Consider the following 17,506-nt stretch of genomic DNA (forward strand, 5'->3'; position numbering starts at 1 on the left):
AGTTATTAAATTAACTATAATATATCTAGTAATATTATGAGTTGGATAATTTTATACTCAAATACTTAGGAAAAATAATTAATTTTTCGTCAAGATTTTTATTCCTTAAATAAAATATTTATTAAAAATTTATCCTTCTAACACTGATTCAGAATTTATATGCATGAATTGATGAACATGAAAGCGCCAATTGGCATAATGTTGTGCCAAATTAGCTTGTCATTGTTGGAAGAATTAAGTATGCGATCGCAGCTATTAGGTGTAAAAAATCATTTCATATTTCTCATAAATCTTCCAAATAAATATAGTGTTTCGATATTAGAGGAGTTTAATAGTGGCTAAGACTAGTCTGAATCAAAAGCAACAGGTTACTACTTCAACACAAGGCGCAGTTGACATCAGACAACTATCTACTATTTTGCTTCGCCGACGCTTTCTGATCTTTGGGGTTTCCTGTGTAGTTATGTCAGTTGCTAGCCTCTTGGCTATCAATGCCAAACCTACTTACCAGAGTAATATGCAGATATTGGTGAATTCCAATTTATCTGAAGGGTCACAGTCAAATACTCAGGTTACTAATTCAAATTCTCAAGTTGTTGATTCCACTACTCAGATGAAACTCATGCTGAGTTCTAAGTTGCTTCAGAAAGCTGTAAATTTACTCCATTCTGATTATCCTGAGCTTACTTTACAAGATATCAATGGTCAAAAACAACATAACAACAAAGCGCCTTTAGAAGTAACTCCAGAAGCAGGAGGCATAGGAGCAAATAAAGTTTTTAATCAAGTATTTAAAGTTTCTTTTAATGATAAAGATCCAGTAAAAGCACAAAGAGTGCTTCAAGCTCTACAGAAAGTCTATCAAAACTACAATAAACAGCAACAAAAAGAACGTTTGAATCAGGGATTAGCTTTTGTAAATACTCGTCTACCTGAGATCAAAAAAGAGGTAAGTAAAGCTGAGAAAAACTTAGAACAGTTTCGTAAAAAACATAAATTACTCGATCCCGAAGTCCAAAGCAAAATTCTGCTAGAATCTCTAGCGGATATTCAACAACAGCTACAAACCACTCGTGCCAACCTTCAGGATGTAAACGCTCGTTACGATAATCTAGAGCAACTAATAGCCTCTTCGTCTCAGCAGAACACACTACTTTCTTCTCGTTTAAATCAGTCAAGCCGCTATCAAGCATTATTAAGTGAAATTCAAAAAACTGAACTGGCATTGGCTAAAGAGCGGCTACGCTATACAGATGATTACCCATCGGTACAAAAATTAAAGCAGCAACGTCAAAGTCAACTTTCGCTCTTACGAGAAGAGGTAAAAAATATTACTAATACTAGTAAAGAAAAACCCTTATTCAAAGGACAAATGCTAGGGGTTGACCCAACGTTAGTAGATGAGTTTGTTTTGGTAAAGACAAGTGTTTTAGGGCTAACTGCCAATGAAAAAAATCTAGTCGAGTCAGAACAGCAAATACGCTCTGAGCTAAACAAATACCCAAGTTTAATAGCAGAGTATAATCGTCTGCTGCCAAAGGTAGAAACTAGTCGCAAAAACCTTGAACAACTACTCCAAGTGCAACAGTCATTAGGACTGAAAATTGCTCAGGAAGGATACAACTGGCAAGTTTTGGCAGAACCTTCTGTCGGTACTTATATGGGTAACAACAGATTATTACTTCTGACTGGAGGAGCAGTAATTGGGCCGATTTTAGGTATATTAGCAGCCCTGATTTTGGAAAAGTTTAATGACGCTATTTATTATGCCGGAGATTTAAAGAAACTGACGAACCTACGTGTACTGGGATCGGTACCAAAACTACCGTCACGTGGTGTCAAAAAGCGGCAGATTGGGCTGCCTTGGAACAACCGAAGAAGCTCAGATTCTTCTGTAATAGAAGTCAGTAATAAATTGCCCGTCCATGAAACTTTGGATATGATCTACCAAAATATTCAAATATTAAAATATCCCTTACCGTTCAAGTCGCTGATGTTTACTTCAGCACTACCAGGGGAAGGAAAGACAACCTTAGTATTAGGGCTTGTAGCTAGCGCTGCCCGAATGCATAGACGAGTATTGGTAATTGACGCTAATCTACATAATCCTAGCTTGCACAAAATCCTGGAACTATCTAATGATTGGGGACTATCTCTGTTATTAGTTGATGAGACAACTACTCATTTTCAAGATTATATCCAGCCCATTCATCCCTCCATTGATATTTTGACTGCTGGACCAGAACCAGAAGACACAGTGAAGTTGCTCAGTTCTCAACGAATGAAAGAACTAATAGAGGCGTTTGAGCAAAATTATGACCTAGTACTAATAGATGCTCCATCTATTTTAGGCAAGGTTGATGCCAGAATTGTGGCATCTTTTTGCAGTGGTATTGTAATGGTAGAGCGTATGGGGAAAGTGACTCGAACCGAACTGATTCAAGCAACAGAAATTTTGAGTAAGTTGAATTTAATTGGAATTATCGCTAATGAAGTGAGCAATTCTCAAAAGGTATTGGCATCGTAAATCGAAGAACAAAAGTTTCTTTTCCACAGCAGTAAGATTTGGACAATTTACTTTCCCCAATTACTGCAACAAATTTTTGACTGTATTCTCAACCGAATTGGAATATATTTGAGCAATGCGATCGCTTTCGGTGGGTGCTTGCGCCATCGCTAAGTGATTGCATCTTTTTACTATGCATTGATCTGCTTTCACCCAATTAATTTAGCAGGTGTTAATGCAATGCCTAACAAGAGAAAAAACTAGTGGCATTGGGCATTGGAAACAGGTAGAGGAGAGAAATTCTCCCCCTGCCTCCTGTCTCCTTCACCTGATTTCTACCTGATAGCTAAAGTAAAATGCATAATTAGTAGGAGGTGGCAACCTCCCGCGTTGGAGAACTGTCTCATCTTAAAGTAGTAGACGCCATAGTTAAGAGCGTCAATTAGATACTAGTGTGATTAGATGATCGGTATGAAATTCCAACTTTACTTAGGCTCTTTATTTTCCCAGATTAAAGTACGTCATTGGTGGGTAAGTATATTTTTGTGGATAGCTTTGGTTGCCCCAGCCCAAGCGTCTGTAATCCTGCGCGTGGCAATTGAGAGGGGCGTTAATCAGGTAAAAGTGGGCAGTTCTACCACTGGAATTGTTAAGGATAGTACTGGCCGGACTCTCGGACAGTTGCCAGCGATGAGTGCATATTATGCCCAAGCCGTTCCTGGTGGAGTTGCTTTAGATAAGTGGCAGTCTGGTTTATTTTGGATTGAGCCAACTGGTAAAGGATTTGTTTATATTGGCGATCGCTGGTATCGAGGCAGAACTCTGGTTGTCCCCACAGAAAAAGGCTTAACGGCTGTTAACTGGGTTGACGATCAAGAATATCTCTACAGCGTTCTTGGTGGCGAAATGAATGCTAGCTGGCCCCAAGAAGCACTAAAAGCCCAAGCGATCGCAGCCCGCACTTACGCCCTCTACGAACGAGAAAAACAACGAAATAATCCTGTTTACGATTTAGGCAATACCCCCGATCGCTGGCAAATTTACAAAGGTGTCATCAGTGAATCTCCTGCGACTTACGCCGCAGTGGATTCTACTCTAGGGCAGGTACTAACTTATAAAAACCGGATTATTCTCTCAGTCTTTCATGCTTGTTCTGGAGGACACACTGAAAACGTAGAAGATGTTTGGGGAAATACTCTCCCCTACCTACGTGCTGTTCAAGACTACGATCAAAATATCCGCGAGTGTAATTGGGTGAAAACCTTCTCGCCCAGTGAAATTAGCGCTAAATTTCCTGAGGTGGGCAGTGTGACGGCGATGATTCCAGAGACATACTCACCTTTCCGCAGTGTTAAAGTTTTAAAAATTGTCGGCAACAAGGGCACGAAGTTGCTAGAAGGCGAGAAAGTGCGAACAGCCCTCAAGTTAAAAAGTACAAAATTTAGCGTCACCAAGGGGGCTGATGGTAGTTTTGTACTGCAAGGCCTTGGCTATGGTCATGGTTTAGGCATGAGTCAGTGGGGGGCGTACAATCTGGCTCGGCAAGGAGTGAACCACCTGCAAATTTTGGGACACTATTATAAAGGTGTAGCTCTAACACCAATTCAGGCGAAGTAATCAGGAATTGGGCATTGGGGACTGATTATTAATTCTTCTCCCCCTGCCCCTCTGCTCCCCTGCTCCCCTGCTCCTCTGCTCCCCTGCTCCTCTGCCCCTCTGCCCCTCTGCTCCCCTGCCCCTCTGCTCCCCTGCTCCCCTGCTCCTCTGCCCCTCTGCCCCTCTGCCCCTCTGCCCCTCTGCTCCCTATTCCCCACTCCCACGTTCTAAGCGCCGTTGCCATTCAGCATCAATTTTTGCAGAACGTTCAACTTCTTGGTCGAGTAAGTCAGTTTCGCTAGAATACACTAAATCTTCGTTGCCAATGACTTTTTCTGTCGCAAATTGTTGAGCATAGTTGATTTTTTGTTGCAAAAGTGAATCAGGATTTGCCAATAGCCTTGCTCTGGAAAGGCGATCGCGATTGCGATCGCCTATTTTGCGATTACGCCACTGAATCCAGAAATAACGCAATAACGGTATACCTAAAAAACCTACTCCGTAAGCCAATAGCAGCCAATAAATTCCTTGTACAAAAGCTACCAGTCCACCTAACTGGACGGCAACAGTTCCATCTCTCAATAAACTTCCCAGTACTAAAGCACCAACAAAATTTAGTATCCCTAACCCAGCACTCAACATAATTTGCCCGGAACTTGCGGCACTAAAACGCCAGGGAAATTCCTCCAAGTGATCTGATATTGCATGACGGCGCTTTTTAACTGCACTCACCTGCAACTCTGGGAAATAATAAACAATTTGCCCTTCTGGACTTACCCCTGGTTGCCCATTAAATCGCGCCAGAACGGGCAGCATATAATCTTCGTACTCTCTGGTATATCCCTGGCCAATGTCATCCAAATATGGGGCAATTTGCTCTGCTACCACTGCACCACGGTTACTCCGAATCACCGTAGCAATTTCTTGCCAACGACGTTCTTCTAAGTTGGCGTTCGGATTACCATCGCCAAACAAAAACGAAAACACAGCTTCAAAGAAATTCAGATTGCTTTCTTCCCCGCTTCCACGTCGCGGTTCCTGGTAGTGGGTGTCATAATTTGGGCTAAGATACCAAAATAAATTTGGAAAATAGAAGAAGCCCCCACCACCGAAATTACTGCCCCGATTGTCGCCGTCACGATCTGAATTGGCAGCAGTAACGATGATGAAGATGGTAATAGCGATCAGGGCGATGGAAACAGTTAAGAAAATTCCAAAAGAAATGCGAATCAGGTAAAACAGAACACTCCAGACTTTTTTCCACCATTCCTGCAATCGTAGCCGGAAGTATTTATTACGCAAAATTGCTCGAAAATTTTGTGGAAAGAGGAAAACTATATCACCTGAATCCGCTACCTGTAAATGTCCGCCAGCATCAGACGCCAGGGCTAACAAGCTTTGATTAGCTTCGGCGACGTTCAATCCTGCCTGAGTTGCCACATCACCAACGGTGACACGGTAGCCCAGTTGTTCCACAGCCTGCATGATGGTGGGACTGGGAGCCATTGCTCTCCCCTCCTATTGAAAATTATTTCTTTTCTTAAGTATAAAGTTTTATTTTGAGCGACTTAGCAGGGGTAGAGGCAATACGGTTCGGTTAAAGGCGAAAGGGGAAAGGGAAAGGGGGAGAAAAACCAAATGATCTGACACGCAAAATGATATAATTACTTGCCTCAGCTTGGTTAAATCAGCAAATTTTCTGCTCAAATATGGTTCAATACACTCTCGCTCAAAGTCCAGAAATTATCCTTACTGTTTCTGGAAAAGATTCAGCTAAAGCCCGTGATAAAGCAATGGATCAGCTAATGGAACTGATGGATGCAGGTAAGCTACCCACGGAACTGGAAGAAGGATTTGGCCCTCAACAATTAATTGAGGTAAAAGAGTCAACTATTGATACTACTAGTGGTGAGGATACCATTACACAAGCTGTCCAGATTCTGAGTAACCTGGCGACGCTCAAGCTGAAAGTTCAGGAGTCACGAGCTGAAGCGTTGGAAATTCGGAAAGCTGTTGATATTCTGTTTACCGATGAGTCGGTGACAGAAGAGGAAATTACTCGACTCAAGGAAGGTTTTAAAGTTCTCAAAAATTTTGCCCAAGCTAATGTGCGTTACCAGGAAGCACGAGCTAAAGCAGAACTGGCTCGGAAGACTTTAGATCAAGCTCTCAAATCTCCTGATAAGTAACATTTACACAATCAATTATATGCATTGAGACACATCTTAAAAATGCAATTAATTACTCAAAAAGACAGGTATAACAGCCTGTCTTTAGATTAACTGGGGCGCTAGGATTCGAACCCAGGGATGGCGAGACCAAAACCCGCTGCCTTACCACTTGGCGACGCCCCAACAATTTCACTATGGTTAATATAACACTTAGTCCTGGGTTAATGTCAAGTACTTTAATAGTTGATTTCAGATAATCGGTTTTTACAGCAAGACATTGATTGGTGGGAATCCCTGCACTTTCCTTGTTTCATCACTTTCAGGTGAACCCTTGAATTTTTGTGCTTCAGGCATAAATTCTTTCCTAGCATCTAAAATCTGGTTCTCTTGATGATGAAACGCTTAGAGTCAGTCTTACCCTATTTCTTTTTCTTTAATCCCCAGCCTCGTGAAGGAAGACCCCTGCAATCCGACTTGATGATAATAGTTGTTTCGTAGCCAGCCATATAAAGAGTGGAATAGTCTTTGCATAGCGGCCACAAAGTCGGCGCGGTTCTTGAATCCATCGATACAGCCATTCAAGTCCTAAGTCTCGAACTATGCGGGGTGCGCGCTTATAAATTCCGGCATAAACTGGGAAAACTCCACCCAGTCCAATCATTACAGCTTGTATTTTACCCTTATGTTGAGCTATCCAATTTTCTTGTTTGGGACATCCCAGTGACACTAAGACAGCGCTAGCACCACTAGAGTTAATCTTTTTAACCAAGGCTTCGTCTTCAATTTCAGTTAGGGGACGAAAGGGTAGAGGTTCCATTGCCGCAATCTTTATCTGTGGAAATTCCTTCTCTAACCTGTTTTGCATCCTAGACAGAATTTCTGTTTGGGAACCTACAAAGAAAATGCTCAGATTTTGTGTTTGAGTTAACTGACACAATGCGAGAAAAATATCCATCCCTGCCACACGGTCTTGGTAAAGCGCCCCCATTTTTCGCATCATCCATACCAGAGGCATACCATCAGGAGTAACTATATCTGCATTTCGCAATATGGTGGCAAACTCTGGATTCCAATGGGCTTCAATGAGCATGTGTACATTGGCTACATATACAGTTTTACTCTCACGCCTACTCGCCCACTTCACTATTGTTTGTATCTGGTCGTCAAACCGTAAAGCAGTAATAGGAAAATCAAGCACTTTTTTAGTAGGTAGAAGCACTCTCGCCACCATCAATAACTCCTGTATCCAAGAAAACAATTCATAGATTACCTAGACCAATCCCAATTATTTAATATTCGGATTGGATGACTCCTGACTTTTTGTAGGCTTGTGTCATTGTTGGAAGTTAACACATGGAGGTGCAATTGCCTTTTTAGTATACTTTTGGCTTAATCGGTAATACTAGAATTATTTACTGCTGTGTCTTAGCTTACTGTTTTATGTTAAGGATTTTAGACACTGCTTGACAAAATTCATACTTCCTTCATAATTAATTTTTGGTTAGTTCATCCAAGCATTATAATTGCGATAAATTCCTAGAGAGAAACTGTATAGTAAGTAGTATATACTACTTACTAAATTAGGTAGAAAAGTAAAATACTAGCCAGTTAGTCTGCTGATTTTATACGTCAGTATGCGCTTAAGAGGTTGAATTAAAATTAGATATTTTAATGGCTAATAATTTTTTATTATGATTTCCAAATTTATTACAGACAGATTTAATTTAGTCTCTGTATCGAAAAATCTCTAAATTTTATCAAAACAGAATTCAGGAGTCAGGAGCCAGAATTCAGAATTGAATTCTGTGCAACTGGCGGATGAATAAAGGGCGTTTTTGCACCCCCTCCAAATTGTAGATTTGGCGGTCAACAAGAAAGTCGCGGGTCTTAATCCCCGACTGATAGCGCAGCGTTAGCGAGTCCGCGAGCGTCTTGATTCTGACTCCTGAATTCTTCTTCAATTTTTTCTAAAATAAAAGCCCAAAAAATAAGGGAAAGATAAATTTATCTTTCCCTGGTCTATCGTTTTTGTTATTGTCTGTTTTGTTACTTTCTTTAAGTCTTTGGCGTAACATTTGCCTTTGTTTTTTCAGTTGACGCTTCCTAGCAGAACCGCCTCTACCTTTATCATTTCTGCCTTCTTTACGGGGAGATTCCCATCTTTTCAGGCGCATAAGTTTTTAACCTCTTTAGCACTTCTTTGGTAGTGGGCAGGAGGAGAATCGAACTCCTATGACCGTAAGGCCGCCACATTTTGAGTGTGGTGCGTCTACCAATTCCGCCACCCGCCCTTGTATCTAACCTTAACTAGTATACTCTAATTAAGAGATTTTGTAACAAGTCTGAAAATTATTTCTCAAAGTTTTGCTGGAATCACATTTTTAACAGTTCTCCGACTTAAAGCGTGGCAGGGCTAATAAACTAGGGTCAATATTCTGTATTTTGGCACAGCCGGTAAGGGCCATTGCCACATTTAACTCATCTTGTAGGAGTGAGATAACATGAGATACGCCGATTTGTCCTGCTACCGCTAGTCCCCACAAAATAGGCCGTCCGATTAGTACTGCTTTTGCTCCTAATGCCAGAGCTTTGAGAATGTCTGTGCCTCTACGAATGCCTCCATCCAAGACCACTTCTACTTTACCGTCCACTGCGGCTACTATTTCAGCTAGGGCATCTAAAGAAGCGATCGCACCATCGAGTTGTCTGCCACCATGATTAGAAACAACAATTGCTTTGGCTCCATATTCTACAGCCCGCACAGCATCATCTGGGCGTAAAACTCCTTTGATGACTAAAGGTAATGGAGATAAAGACTGCAACCATTCCAAATCGTCCCAAGTAACTGCTGGGTTTAGTTGTTGGGCAAAGTAAGTAAATAACCCAGATTCGCCTTTTTCATGGGAAATATCTAGCCCTGAGATGCTAGCAAGATTAGCCAGATGTAAGTCTTGGGGTAAGGCAAACTCATTACGTCTATCTCTCTCGCGCTGTCCGAGAACGGGTGCATCCACAGTTAGACAAAGTGCTTTATAGCCTGATTTATAGGCTTTTTCTACCAAAGCACGAGTTAATTCCCGGTCTTTATGGATGTAAAGCTGGAACCACCGCAGAGAATCTGGAAACTGATTACATGCAGTCGCCACTTCTTCAATACTTTTTGTTGCCATTGTACTTAACACCATACCTACACCAGCTGATGCAGCAGCTAGGGCCGTAGCAACTTCTCCGTCTGGATGGGCTAGACATTGAAAAGCCATCGGTGCAATTAACAAAGGTAGTTGCAGGGGTTGCCCTAAAATGGAGGTACTTAGATTGCGATCGCTCACATCGACTAATATTCGAGGTCGCAGCTTGACTCGTTCAAAGGCAGCACGATTATCTTGCAATGTGATTTCGTCCCAAGCACCACTGCTGTAGTAATCAAGTGTCGTTTGAGATAGATATTCTTTTGCTAGCTTTTCGTACTCAAAAAGATTGATGGGTTGAAAGCGATCATCAGTGGATAAGTAGGTAGACATAATTAAATCTAAAATAAAACTTTTGTTCGTAGTGAGCGATTTATTGCTCTGCATAAGATTTTAAATGGCTAGAGCCGCTGACTACGATTATTTATTGTCAAGGCTTTCAAATGTATTTATTTTTACTTAGTTAGTTAGCGATCGCTCAACTGAGTTATGTGTCCAGGTGTTGCTCCAACAGCATAAAGATTGCTCCCAAAAAAGACCTCTGCTTTGCGCCAGAGGTCTTTCCGTTTCAGAACGTTGTAAAATCCATAAGCAACGTAAAACGCTGATATGGTAAATTTGATGGCTTCTGTGCCATAAACACAAAAACAGCAACCCAATTGCCAATCCCATACTGACCATTATTATTACTCCTATACCGAAAATGCGTAGGCGCAGCCCGCCGCAGGCATCGCCAACATTTAGGTACAGACTTAGAAATCTAATGCTGCGACCAAAACTTCATCTTATGCAAGATTTTAGGAGAACTTTTCCCAGGATTGGGCGACTAATTGGCTTAACCAGCGGCGTTGTTGCTGATCCAGCAGTGGATCGTCTGCGAGCAACTGAGCGGTCAATTCTTCCAAAGATTGACCCTGAGCGCGGACAATTTTAATGACTCCAGCGATCGCACTGGCAACTAGTTCTTCATCAATCGGCTGTTGTCGTAGGGCAATAATTTCTTGGGGACTGTCTGGAATGGGATAATTCATGGCGTGGGTTTACAGAAATACAAAATGAACAATAAATTTGACAAACTCTTAAAATTTCTTCACTGAATCTTTATGAAACTAATAGGGCGGAGTTTACCCTACTTTGTGCCTTAAGAAAATCTGTCTTAGTGAGTAGATTGATGGGAGATGTCAGGAAAACATGAAAGAAATCCTTTATTTAGAAGTTCCAACTCCGGAAACAGAAACTGTGCGTAGTTGGTTACAAACAGATTTTGAACCTGGAAATGGAGAAAAAGTCCTTACCTCGGAAGGCTTTCGCCTTCAAATACCCAGTGCTAATACACCTACTGGAGTGAGTCTTTCGGATTTGCCTATAGAACTTTCGGTATTTGTCTGGTCGGTGCAACGAACTACCTATCTGAAAGTGTTTCGCTGGGCAGAACAACCTTTTCCCAGTGAAGGACAAATTCTGCAACGCTTGAGCAAGGAAATCAGAAGCCGTTTTCCGCATCATTACCCAGAACCGCCAGCAATTGATTTATCCCAGCAATCAATATTTGCCGCACTAGGTTCTACTTACCCCCTTACCGTCAAGTATTTTCAGAAAATGCCCAACGGTGAATATGACCTAACTCGTGCCTATTGGTGGGAAAAACGATGGCGCGAAGGGGTGCGGAATCCGCAGCAGCCGCGTCAAGTAGTGTTTTCGCAAAGGAGCGGGGGACAAGGAGATAAACTCAGCACTCAGCACTCAATACTCAGCACTCCTTTGCCCCATGCCCAGTACGACATTATCTACATCGGTGGCGCACTCGGTGCAATCCATGCAGCATTGATGGCAAAACTCGGATATAAAGTCTTGCTAGTGGAACGAATGCCCTTTGGGCGGATGAACCGAGAATGGAATATTTCGCGCGACGAGATTCAAAGCTTGGTTAACTTGGGTTTAGTCACCCCCGCTGAGTTAGAAACCATCATTGCCAGGGAATACAAAGACGGATTCAATAAGTTTTTTGATGCTAATAATCCAGCCAAACTGCGATCGCCCGTCCTCCACACACCCACAGTCCTAAATTTAGGCTTGGATTCCGACAAATGGCTCCAAATGTGTGGGCAAAAACTGCAAGCGGCAGGCGGTGAAATTTGGGATGAAACAGAATTTATCCGTGCAGATATTGATATATCACAGGTAGTTTTGCAAGTCAAGCACTTGCCTAGTCAAATTGAGAAGCAAGTAAGTGGACGACTGCTAATAGATGCAATGGGAACTGCGTCCCCCATCGCTTGGCAATTAAATGGTGGTCGTGCCTTTGATAGTGTCTGTCCGACAGTGGGAGCGGCAATTGAGAGCGGATTTGATCCGGGAGTATGGGATTCCCAATATGGCGACGTTCTTTACAGTCATGGGGATATTTCGCGGGGAAGGCAGTTGATTTGGGAATTGTTTCCCGCAGCAGATGAGGAACTGACGATTTATTTATTTCATTACCACGAAGTTAATGCTGAAAATCCCGGTTCCTTGCTAGAGATGTACGAGGACTTTTTCACAATTTTGCCAGAGTATCGCAGGTGCGATATGGACAAATTGGTGTGGAAGAAGCCGACATTTGGGTATATACCAGGGCATTTTAGTGTGGGTAGTCGCGATCGCACAGTTGCCTTCGATCGATTGATTGCGATCGGCGATGCGGCATCACTTCAATCTCCTCTCGTTTTCACCGGTTTTGGTTCCCTAGTTCGCAACTTAGAGCGCTTAACAACGCTGTTGGATACTGCTCTCAAACATGACTTGTTGAGTTTCCGCCACCTGAACCAAATTCGTGCCTATCAAAGCAACGTTTCCGTGACTTGGCTATTTTCCAAAGGCATGATGGTTCCCACAGGGAAATTTTTACCACCGCAACGGATTAACTCCATGCTCAATACTTTTTTTGGGCTGTTAGCAGACGAACCACCAGAGGTGGCAGATAACTTTATCAAAGATCGGTGTGATTGGTTAACCTTTAACCGTTTAGCACTCAAAGCCGCTAGGAAAAATCCTGCCTTGCTTTTATGGATTTGGGAACTTGCTGGGCCTAGAGATTTAGGGCGATGGCTTGGTAGTTATTTCAACTTCGGTCGTCATGCCCTGGTTAATGCTTTATTAAGTCCGTGGTTGCCGCGCTTCTTAAACCGGGTAGGTTTTTGGCTAGAACCCCGGAATCCAGGCTTGTGGCTGTGGTTATTGGCGATTAATTATGCGATCGCCACAGGCAAACCGCGATCGCCAAGTCAGGTAGCAAAAAGCAACCCAGAAGCCATAATTCCGAAGTCAGAAGCAAGGATTCTGAATTAGTTATGAGTCATTAGTCATTAGTATTAGACAAATGACTAATGACAACTAATTCCTAACTTTTGGGGCGAAAATTCGGCAGTTCTACAGATGCCAATGACTTACGCCCCTTGGGTGGACGTTGGGGATAAACTACTGGTGAAGGTGAATTGTCATCATTGGTGTTATCACCTAATGACTCTGAGGATAAATCACTTGCTGACAATTGTGATTCTGACCAGTAGTCTTCAGTTTCTCCAACAGGCGTTTCGGTATGAGATGGATTAGAAGAAAGCATTAAGTTATTGGCTGGTGAAAGCACAGAATCCGTCGTCCAAGGAGTAGAGGTAGTTGCAGGAGGATTAATTTTTGCCTCCAAATCTTCCTCCTGTGGATTTTCTAATTCCTCTTCGTCTTCTAAGATTGTTGCTAAAGTCTCCCAAATAGGAACATCACTAACATCCGTTTTTGCAGCAGGTGGTGGTGATGTAGATGCAGGCTGGGAGGTGAAAAACATTTGGATTAAACTATCTAATTGCTGATCTAAATTTGATGAATCCGCAGGTGAAACCGCTTCAGTTGTATCTGGAGAATCATCAGCTTTTGGAGATGGCGCTGGTTGTGTTGGTGTTGGCGTGTCTTTCTTAACTGTCCAATTCCAAGGAGATGATGGGGGTGTTGCAGAGGCTTCATTTCTTTGGAATGGGATTGGTGCTGAGGGTTCACCCCAAGAATTATCTAGATCGTTACTTAATGATTCTTCTTCTAATGACCAAGGTTGAATTGGCTGGGCGTTAGGAAACAAAGACCGAGCTTTTCTAGAAAATCTTCCTTGGCTACTAGTTATGTCTTTAGGATGTTTTGCAGCATCCTCTAAGGAGTCATAGCTAGGAACCGATGTATCTAGACATTTTTCCAAAGCTGCTTTGAATTGCAGCGTCTGGCGTTGTTGTCGCATCAATCTAGTACGTAACTCCCGACAAACATTTTCGGACTGCAATAACTGCTGAGATTGTTCGTTGTTATTAGTGTGTAGCAACGTACATTCTCGCTCTAACTGGGCCAAGCGTTGTTGGCTAATTTGTAGCTGTGCTTTATAAGTATCAGTGAAAATTTCCTGACGTTGAACAGTTTGTACAGCAGTTTCTAATTGTTGAAATAGAGATTTTATCTGTTCTTGAGCCGCAGCTAATTCCTGAGTATGTTGGTTGAGCATCGACTCACTAACACTAGAACGCGTTTTCTGCCACTGCAAAACCTTTTCAGACTCAGCTAGGTTGTCTTTTAGCTGCTCCACTTGTGCATACAAACTATTATTAGCCGCACGTAATTCTTCGTTCAATGCCAGCAGGTTCTGAAATTCCGAGTCAATAAGTGCTTGTTTGCCGCTTTCAGGCTCTGCAACCCAGTCCTGCTGGGTGGTATCTTGTAAAAATTGTGTATCTTCAGCTGGCATGAGGAGTGGCAGTTTTTTAACTGTCATATTGTCATTAGGCACAACTGAGTAAAAGGGACAACTCGCCTGCTCTGATTGTGGCGAATTAGCAGAATTTAGGGATTCCATCACAGCCCCCTTGTTTGAGGTGTCAGCTTCATTCATCACTCTTGACTCACCTGCTTAAAAATATTCAGCAGTGCTGGCATTAGCATTGCTTATAAACTGTGTCTAATCAGGGTTTGCTCTAGAAGCTAAGTTTAACTCTCTTCAAGCACCAGCAATTAATCATCAATTGATGTTCCCATTTTGTATCTAGACTGATGCCGTTATAACACTATGATGCTCTGCCGCGTCAAGAAGAGGTACAAGGGGAACTCTGTCCGCCTTTGAAGATAGGTGAGAGAGAGGAGAAACCCGATACATTAAAAATTAAACTGTATTGGCTGGCTGATAAAGTTTTTTACATGAAAAAACTGCCTCAAATTATACTTGATTTTTTATAACCGCATCTGCCTTAACACATAAATTATGATTTTTTCCTGAAATACATTTTGTAACGCATTGCTTGGTAATTAAATATACATTTACATGGAAGTATCTACTTTTCAATGATAATTCTTCAATCCTAAGCGATCATAAATGCATACGACTCAAGCAAACCATGAAGCTACCAAAGCGGTAATTCTTCTTTGAGAATGCTTTTCTTTTGAAAAGAATGAATTTGTTGATGACAATAAAAATAGGAACAATTCGTAGTTTATGGCTTGCTTGAACTAGATGTGTTGTCAGGGCATATCTGCGATTTGGTATTAGTTCTCAAGCCGATAACGTATTAACTGCTTTATTGCTGTTACTGGTAATTTTAAAGTTTGAGCGATCGCTGCATCAACTTGAGTAAATTCAGTCACAGGAAACTCAAATTCCATTTGCTTTAAAACCGAATCAGCAGTGTAAACTTTAATTTCAGTTAACTTTTCTTTGCGGTGAATTACAGCTTCAATAGACATGACAGCCAGTGAAACAGAAAACTGAATTTGATTTTTTGAGTTAGCGTGGATTTGGGCGGTTGTGCCATAGGTATAGCTCAATACTTGATGTGTTAGCAAACCCGTACTCAACCAAAAAAACAGTCCGATTAAGGGTATTGGCAGCCAAAACTCTAGTCCTAAGTTAATTAGAAATTGTAACCAGCGAGGTCGAGCCATAATACAGAAAAAGTTTGATTATTAATTAATCATAGGAAAATAAAAAGGAAGTACAGCAAAATGGTGAATGAAAATCTTAGTTGTAGAGGATGATGTAACTCAATTACAACCACTACATGGTGCGCTTTCTAAAGTCGGCCATATTGTAGATGGTGCTGAAGATGGTGAAATAGCCCAGTGGTTGATGACTCAGAGAGACTACGACTTGTTAATTTTAGATTGGATGCTGCCTAAGATTAGTGGTCTTAGTCTGTGTCAACAGTATCGTCAAGCAGGAAAAACTTCTCCAGTGTTGATTCTCACAGCTAAAGATGCAATTTTGGATAAAGTATCTGCTTTAGATGTTGGTGCAGATGACTATTTAGTTAAACCCTTTAGTTTGCTCGAACTGTTGGCACGAGTACGAGCATTGGGACGCAGAGCGCCACTCTGGCAAGGTGACACGTTAGAGTTAGCCGACTTACAACTTCATCTCAACACTCTAACGTTACAACGCCAGGAAGTTACAGTCCAGTTATCGGGTCGAGAGTTTCAAATGCTGGAATATTTTCTGCGGCATCCCCGACAAGTACTCACTCACGATCAAATCGAACAGGCACTTTGGGAGTGGAATATACAACCAGATAGTAAAGCAATAACGATGTTAGTGCATCGACTGCGGCAACGGCTACAGATGGTAGAAGCAGAAGATTGGCTACAAACTGTTTATGGTATAGGATATCGATTAGCTGCCCCTGAATCATGCGATCGCTAATTCCTCACATGTTCAGCCGCAGTCGGCGTAACCTAGCTCGCTGGTTTACGCTCTCGATGGGAAGTATTCTGGTTATCTTTGCAACAATACTTTACTTTTTAGAAGCCAAAGAGCAATTGCGGGCATTTGACCAAGAACTTTACAACACAACTCAGTTGATGGCGGCTGGCGTTGAAGATGGACTTTACCAAGAAGAACAACGTATTAGTCTTGAAGATGTCCCCATCTTGGGTGGTGAAGCTTTGCCCTTTGAGAATAAAATTATTTATGCCCGTTGGTACACTCCCAAAAAGCAACTACTAGAGTTTTTTGGTGTTACTCCATCAGAGCAGTTAAATAATAAACTAGGATTTCAAACAATTGAGTTAAGCGATCGCAATAAACAGCTGCGTCAATTAACAGTTCCTGTTTTTCAGGATCAACAATTAATTGGCTATCTAGAGATAGCCGCTTCTTTAGCGCCTGTTGAAGAAACTTTATGGTCGTTGAGACTGTTTTTAATAGTAGGTGTACCCATTGCCTTAAGTCTAATTGGTTTGACTGGTTGGTTTCTTGGTGGAATGGCCATGCAGCCAATTCGCCAAGCCTACGAGCAATTACAGCGTTTTACAGCTGATGCCTCTCACGAGTTACGGACACCCCTCCAAGCAATTCGGAATAATGCTCAGTTTGCTTTGCTTGAACCAATTGACCCTAGTCAACAGCAAAGTTCTCTAGAAAATATTGACCAGATCGCTGAATCAATGGGGATGCTGATTAGTGATTTATTATTCTTAGCTCGAAATGAAGGACAGTTAAAACTAGAAACACTTAACCTCGTCAATTTGGTTAGCTGGCTGAAAGCATTAGTAGAGGAATACACTCACTCAGCAAAGGCAAAAAACTTAGAATTCACCAGCCAATTTCCTGAACAATTGGTAATGTTGAGAATAAATCCAGATTTAATGCGGCAAGCACTAACAAATCTTCTCAGTAATGCCTGCCGCTACACGCTGTCTGGAGGTATTTGCTTACGAGTTTTCTTTGAGTCTCGTTGGGTGGTAATAGAAGTACAGGATAGTGGTATTGGAATTCCAGAGGCGGATTTACCTCATATCTTTGAGCGATTTTATCGAGTAGATAGTGTACGTTCACGCCATACAGGTGGCTTCGGGTTAGGATTAGCGATCTCACAACAGATTGTTCAGGTACATGGGGGGCAAATCATAGCCAACAGTCGTTTGGGAGAAGGCTCCACTTTTCAAATTAAGCTACCATTCACGCCTACATCCTCACCATAACAAGCAATTAATACTGGGTTAGCCAGCCAGGATTTTCATTCGTAGTCAAAAAATTCCTCAGTTCG

General features: G+C 41.9%; 15 protein-coding genes and 2 tRNA genes. 7 read left to right on the forward strand and 10 right to left on the reverse strand.

Going from position 1 to position 17,506, the window contains the following annotated elements:
* The first annotated feature begins 177 nt into the window (after window positions 1–177).
* The 3 genes from RMY27_RS01185 (at window position 178) to RMY27_RS01195 (ending at window position 4,123) form a co-directional block, all read left to right on the forward strand.
* Window positions 178–342 (forward strand): hypothetical protein, encoded by a 165-nt coding sequence (locus RMY27_RS01185; RefSeq protein ID WP_322659712.1) that lies wholly within the window; start codon window positions 178–180, stop codon window positions 340–342.
* Entirely contained in the window at window positions 335–2,527 is a 2,193-nt protein-coding gene (locus tag RMY27_RS01190; RefSeq protein ID WP_322659714.1) for a polysaccharide biosynthesis tyrosine autokinase, read from the forward strand. The genes RMY27_RS01185 and RMY27_RS01190 overlap by 8 nt, the downstream gene beginning before the upstream one ends.
* A gap of 450 nt (window positions 2,528–2,977) precedes the next feature.
* Window positions 2,978–4,123, forward strand: coding sequence for a SpoIID/LytB domain-containing protein (locus RMY27_RS01195; RefSeq protein ID WP_322659715.1), 1,146 nt, complete (start codon window positions 2,978–2,980; stop codon window positions 4,121–4,123).
* Window positions 4,124–4,309: 186 nt separating this feature from the next.
* Here RMY27_RS01195 and RMY27_RS01200 read toward each other — a convergent pair whose 3' ends face one another.
* Window positions 4,310–5,608 carry a hypothetical protein gene (locus tag RMY27_RS01200; RefSeq protein ID WP_322659717.1) on the reverse strand — a complete coding sequence of 433 codons (1,299 nt, stop codon included), beginning with the start codon at window positions 5,606–5,608 and terminating at the stop codon, window positions 4,310–4,312.
* A 203-nt stretch (window positions 5,609–5,811) separates the two neighbouring features.
* Between RMY27_RS01200 and RMY27_RS01205 the strand changes: the two genes are divergently transcribed.
* Window positions 5,812–6,291, forward strand: a complete 480-nt coding sequence (locus RMY27_RS01205; protein WP_322659719.1) for a hypothetical protein — start codon at window positions 5,812–5,814, stop codon at window positions 6,289–6,291.
* Between the two features lie 93 nt (window positions 6,292–6,384).
* Here the strand turns inward: RMY27_RS01205 and RMY27_RS01210 are convergent.
* From RMY27_RS01210 to RMY27_RS01240, 7 genes are all read right to left on the reverse strand, one after another.
* Window positions 6,385–6,456, reverse strand: a tRNA-Gln gene (locus RMY27_RS01210).
* A 250-nt stretch (window positions 6,457–6,706) separates the two neighbouring features.
* A complete protein-coding gene (locus RMY27_RS01215; protein WP_322659721.1) occupies window positions 6,707–7,504 on the reverse strand; it encodes a WecB/TagA/CpsF family glycosyltransferase in 798 nt (265 codons plus the stop codon).
* A 736-nt stretch (window positions 7,505–8,240) separates the two neighbouring features.
* A complete protein-coding gene (locus RMY27_RS01220) occupies window positions 8,241–8,447 on the reverse strand; it encodes a hypothetical protein (protein ID WP_322659722.1) in 207 nt (68 codons plus the stop codon).
* 33 nt (window positions 8,448–8,480) lie between these two features.
* Window positions 8,481–8,564, reverse strand: a tRNA-Leu gene (locus RMY27_RS01225).
* Window positions 8,565–8,654: 90 nt separating this feature from the next.
* Window positions 8,655–9,794 carry an alpha-hydroxy acid oxidase gene (locus RMY27_RS01230; RefSeq protein WP_322659724.1) on the reverse strand — a complete coding sequence of 380 codons (1,140 nt, stop codon included), beginning with the start codon at window positions 9,792–9,794 and terminating at the stop codon, window positions 8,655–8,657.
* A gap of 134 nt (window positions 9,795–9,928) precedes the next feature.
* The gene (locus tag RMY27_RS01235; protein WP_322659726.1) at window positions 9,929–10,120 is read right to left on the reverse strand and encodes a hypothetical protein; all 192 of its coding nucleotides are present in this window, start codon (window positions 10,118–10,120) and stop codon (window positions 9,929–9,931) included.
* 138 nt (window positions 10,121–10,258) lie between these two features.
* Entirely contained in the window at window positions 10,259–10,492 is a 234-nt protein-coding gene (locus RMY27_RS01240; RefSeq protein ID WP_094349603.1) for a hypothetical protein, read from the reverse strand.
* Window positions 10,493–10,652: 160 nt separating this feature from the next.
* Between RMY27_RS01240 and RMY27_RS01245 the strand changes: the two genes are divergently transcribed.
* Window positions 10,653–12,788: a flavin-dependent dehydrogenase gene (locus RMY27_RS01245; RefSeq protein WP_322659728.1), complete on the forward strand. Its 2,136-nt coding sequence runs from the start codon at window positions 10,653–10,655 to the stop codon at window positions 12,786–12,788.
* 52 nt (window positions 12,789–12,840) lie between these two features.
* On the opposite strand, the gene RMY27_RS01250 is transcribed toward RMY27_RS01245, so the two are convergent.
* Window positions 12,841–14,364 carry a hypothetical protein gene (locus tag RMY27_RS01250; protein ID WP_322659730.1) on the reverse strand — a complete coding sequence of 508 codons (1,524 nt, stop codon included), beginning with the start codon at window positions 14,362–14,364 and terminating at the stop codon, window positions 12,841–12,843.
* A 647-nt stretch (window positions 14,365–15,011) separates the two neighbouring features.
* Window positions 15,012–15,407 (reverse strand): hypothetical protein, encoded by a 396-nt coding sequence (locus tag RMY27_RS01255; protein ID WP_322659732.1) that lies wholly within the window; start codon window positions 15,405–15,407, stop codon window positions 15,012–15,014.
* Window positions 15,408–15,474: 67 nt separating this feature from the next.
* Between RMY27_RS01255 and RMY27_RS01260 the strand changes: the two genes are divergently transcribed.
* Window positions 15,475–16,161 (forward strand): response regulator transcription factor, encoded by a 687-nt coding sequence (locus RMY27_RS01260; protein ID WP_322659734.1) that lies wholly within the window; start codon window positions 15,475–15,477, stop codon window positions 16,159–16,161.
* Window positions 16,149–17,441, forward strand: coding sequence for a HAMP domain-containing sensor histidine kinase (locus RMY27_RS01265; RefSeq protein ID WP_322659736.1), 1,293 nt, complete (start codon window positions 16,149–16,151; stop codon window positions 17,439–17,441). Before RMY27_RS01260 ends, RMY27_RS01265 begins: the two co-directional genes overlap by 13 nt.
* Window positions 17,442–17,506: the final 65 nt, after the last annotated feature.

The organism is Nostoc sp. DedQUE09, from assembly GCF_034530915.1.
Classification (GTDB): domain Bacteria; phylum Cyanobacteriota; class Cyanobacteriia; order Cyanobacteriales; family Nostocaceae; genus Nostoc.

What these genes read in the sequence shown, in the direction of transcription:
- RMY27_RS01185 (WP_322659712.1), top strand. Translation starts at nt 178, where the DNA reads ATGAAAGCGCCAATTGGCATAATGTTGTGCCAAATTAGCTTGTCATTG.
- RMY27_RS01245 (WP_322659728.1), top strand. Translation starts at nt 10,653, where the DNA reads ATGAAAGAAATCCTTTATTTAGAAGTTCCAACTCCGGAAACAGAAACT.
- RMY27_RS01240 (WP_094349603.1), bottom strand. Translation starts at nt 10,492, where the DNA reads ATGAATTATCCCATTCCAGACAGTCCCCAAGAAATTATTGCCCTACGA.
- RMY27_RS01230 (WP_322659724.1), bottom strand. Translation starts at nt 9,794, where the DNA reads ATGTCTACCTACTTATCCACTGATGATCGCTTTCAACCCATCAATCTT.
- RMY27_RS01200 (WP_322659717.1), bottom strand. Translation starts at nt 5,608, where the DNA reads ATGGCTCCCAGTCCCACCATCATGCAGGCTGTGGAACAACTGGGCTAC.
- RMY27_RS01195 (WP_322659715.1), top strand. Translation starts at nt 2,978, where the DNA reads ATGAAATTCCAACTTTACTTAGGCTCTTTATTTTCCCAGATTAAAGTA.
- RMY27_RS01220 (WP_322659722.1), bottom strand. Translation starts at nt 8,447, where the DNA reads ATGCGCCTGAAAAGATGGGAATCTCCCCGTAAAGAAGGCAGAAATGAT.
- RMY27_RS01250 (WP_322659730.1), bottom strand. Translation starts at nt 14,364, where the DNA reads ATGAATGAAGCTGACACCTCAAACAAGGGGGCTGTGATGGAATCCCTA.
- RMY27_RS01265 (WP_322659736.1), top strand. Translation starts at nt 16,149, where the DNA reads ATGCGATCGCTAATTCCTCACATGTTCAGCCGCAGTCGGCGTAACCTA.
- RMY27_RS01260 (WP_322659734.1), top strand. Translation starts at nt 15,475, where the DNA reads ATGAAAATCTTAGTTGTAGAGGATGATGTAACTCAATTACAACCACTA.
- RMY27_RS01215 (WP_322659721.1), bottom strand. Translation starts at nt 7,504, where the DNA reads ATGGTGGCGAGAGTGCTTCTACCTACTAAAAAAGTGCTTGATTTTCCT.
- RMY27_RS01255 (WP_322659732.1), bottom strand. Translation starts at nt 15,407, where the DNA reads ATGGCTCGACCTCGCTGGTTACAATTTCTAATTAACTTAGGACTAGAG.
- RMY27_RS01205 (WP_322659719.1), top strand. Translation starts at nt 5,812, where the DNA reads ATGGTTCAATACACTCTCGCTCAAAGTCCAGAAATTATCCTTACTGTT.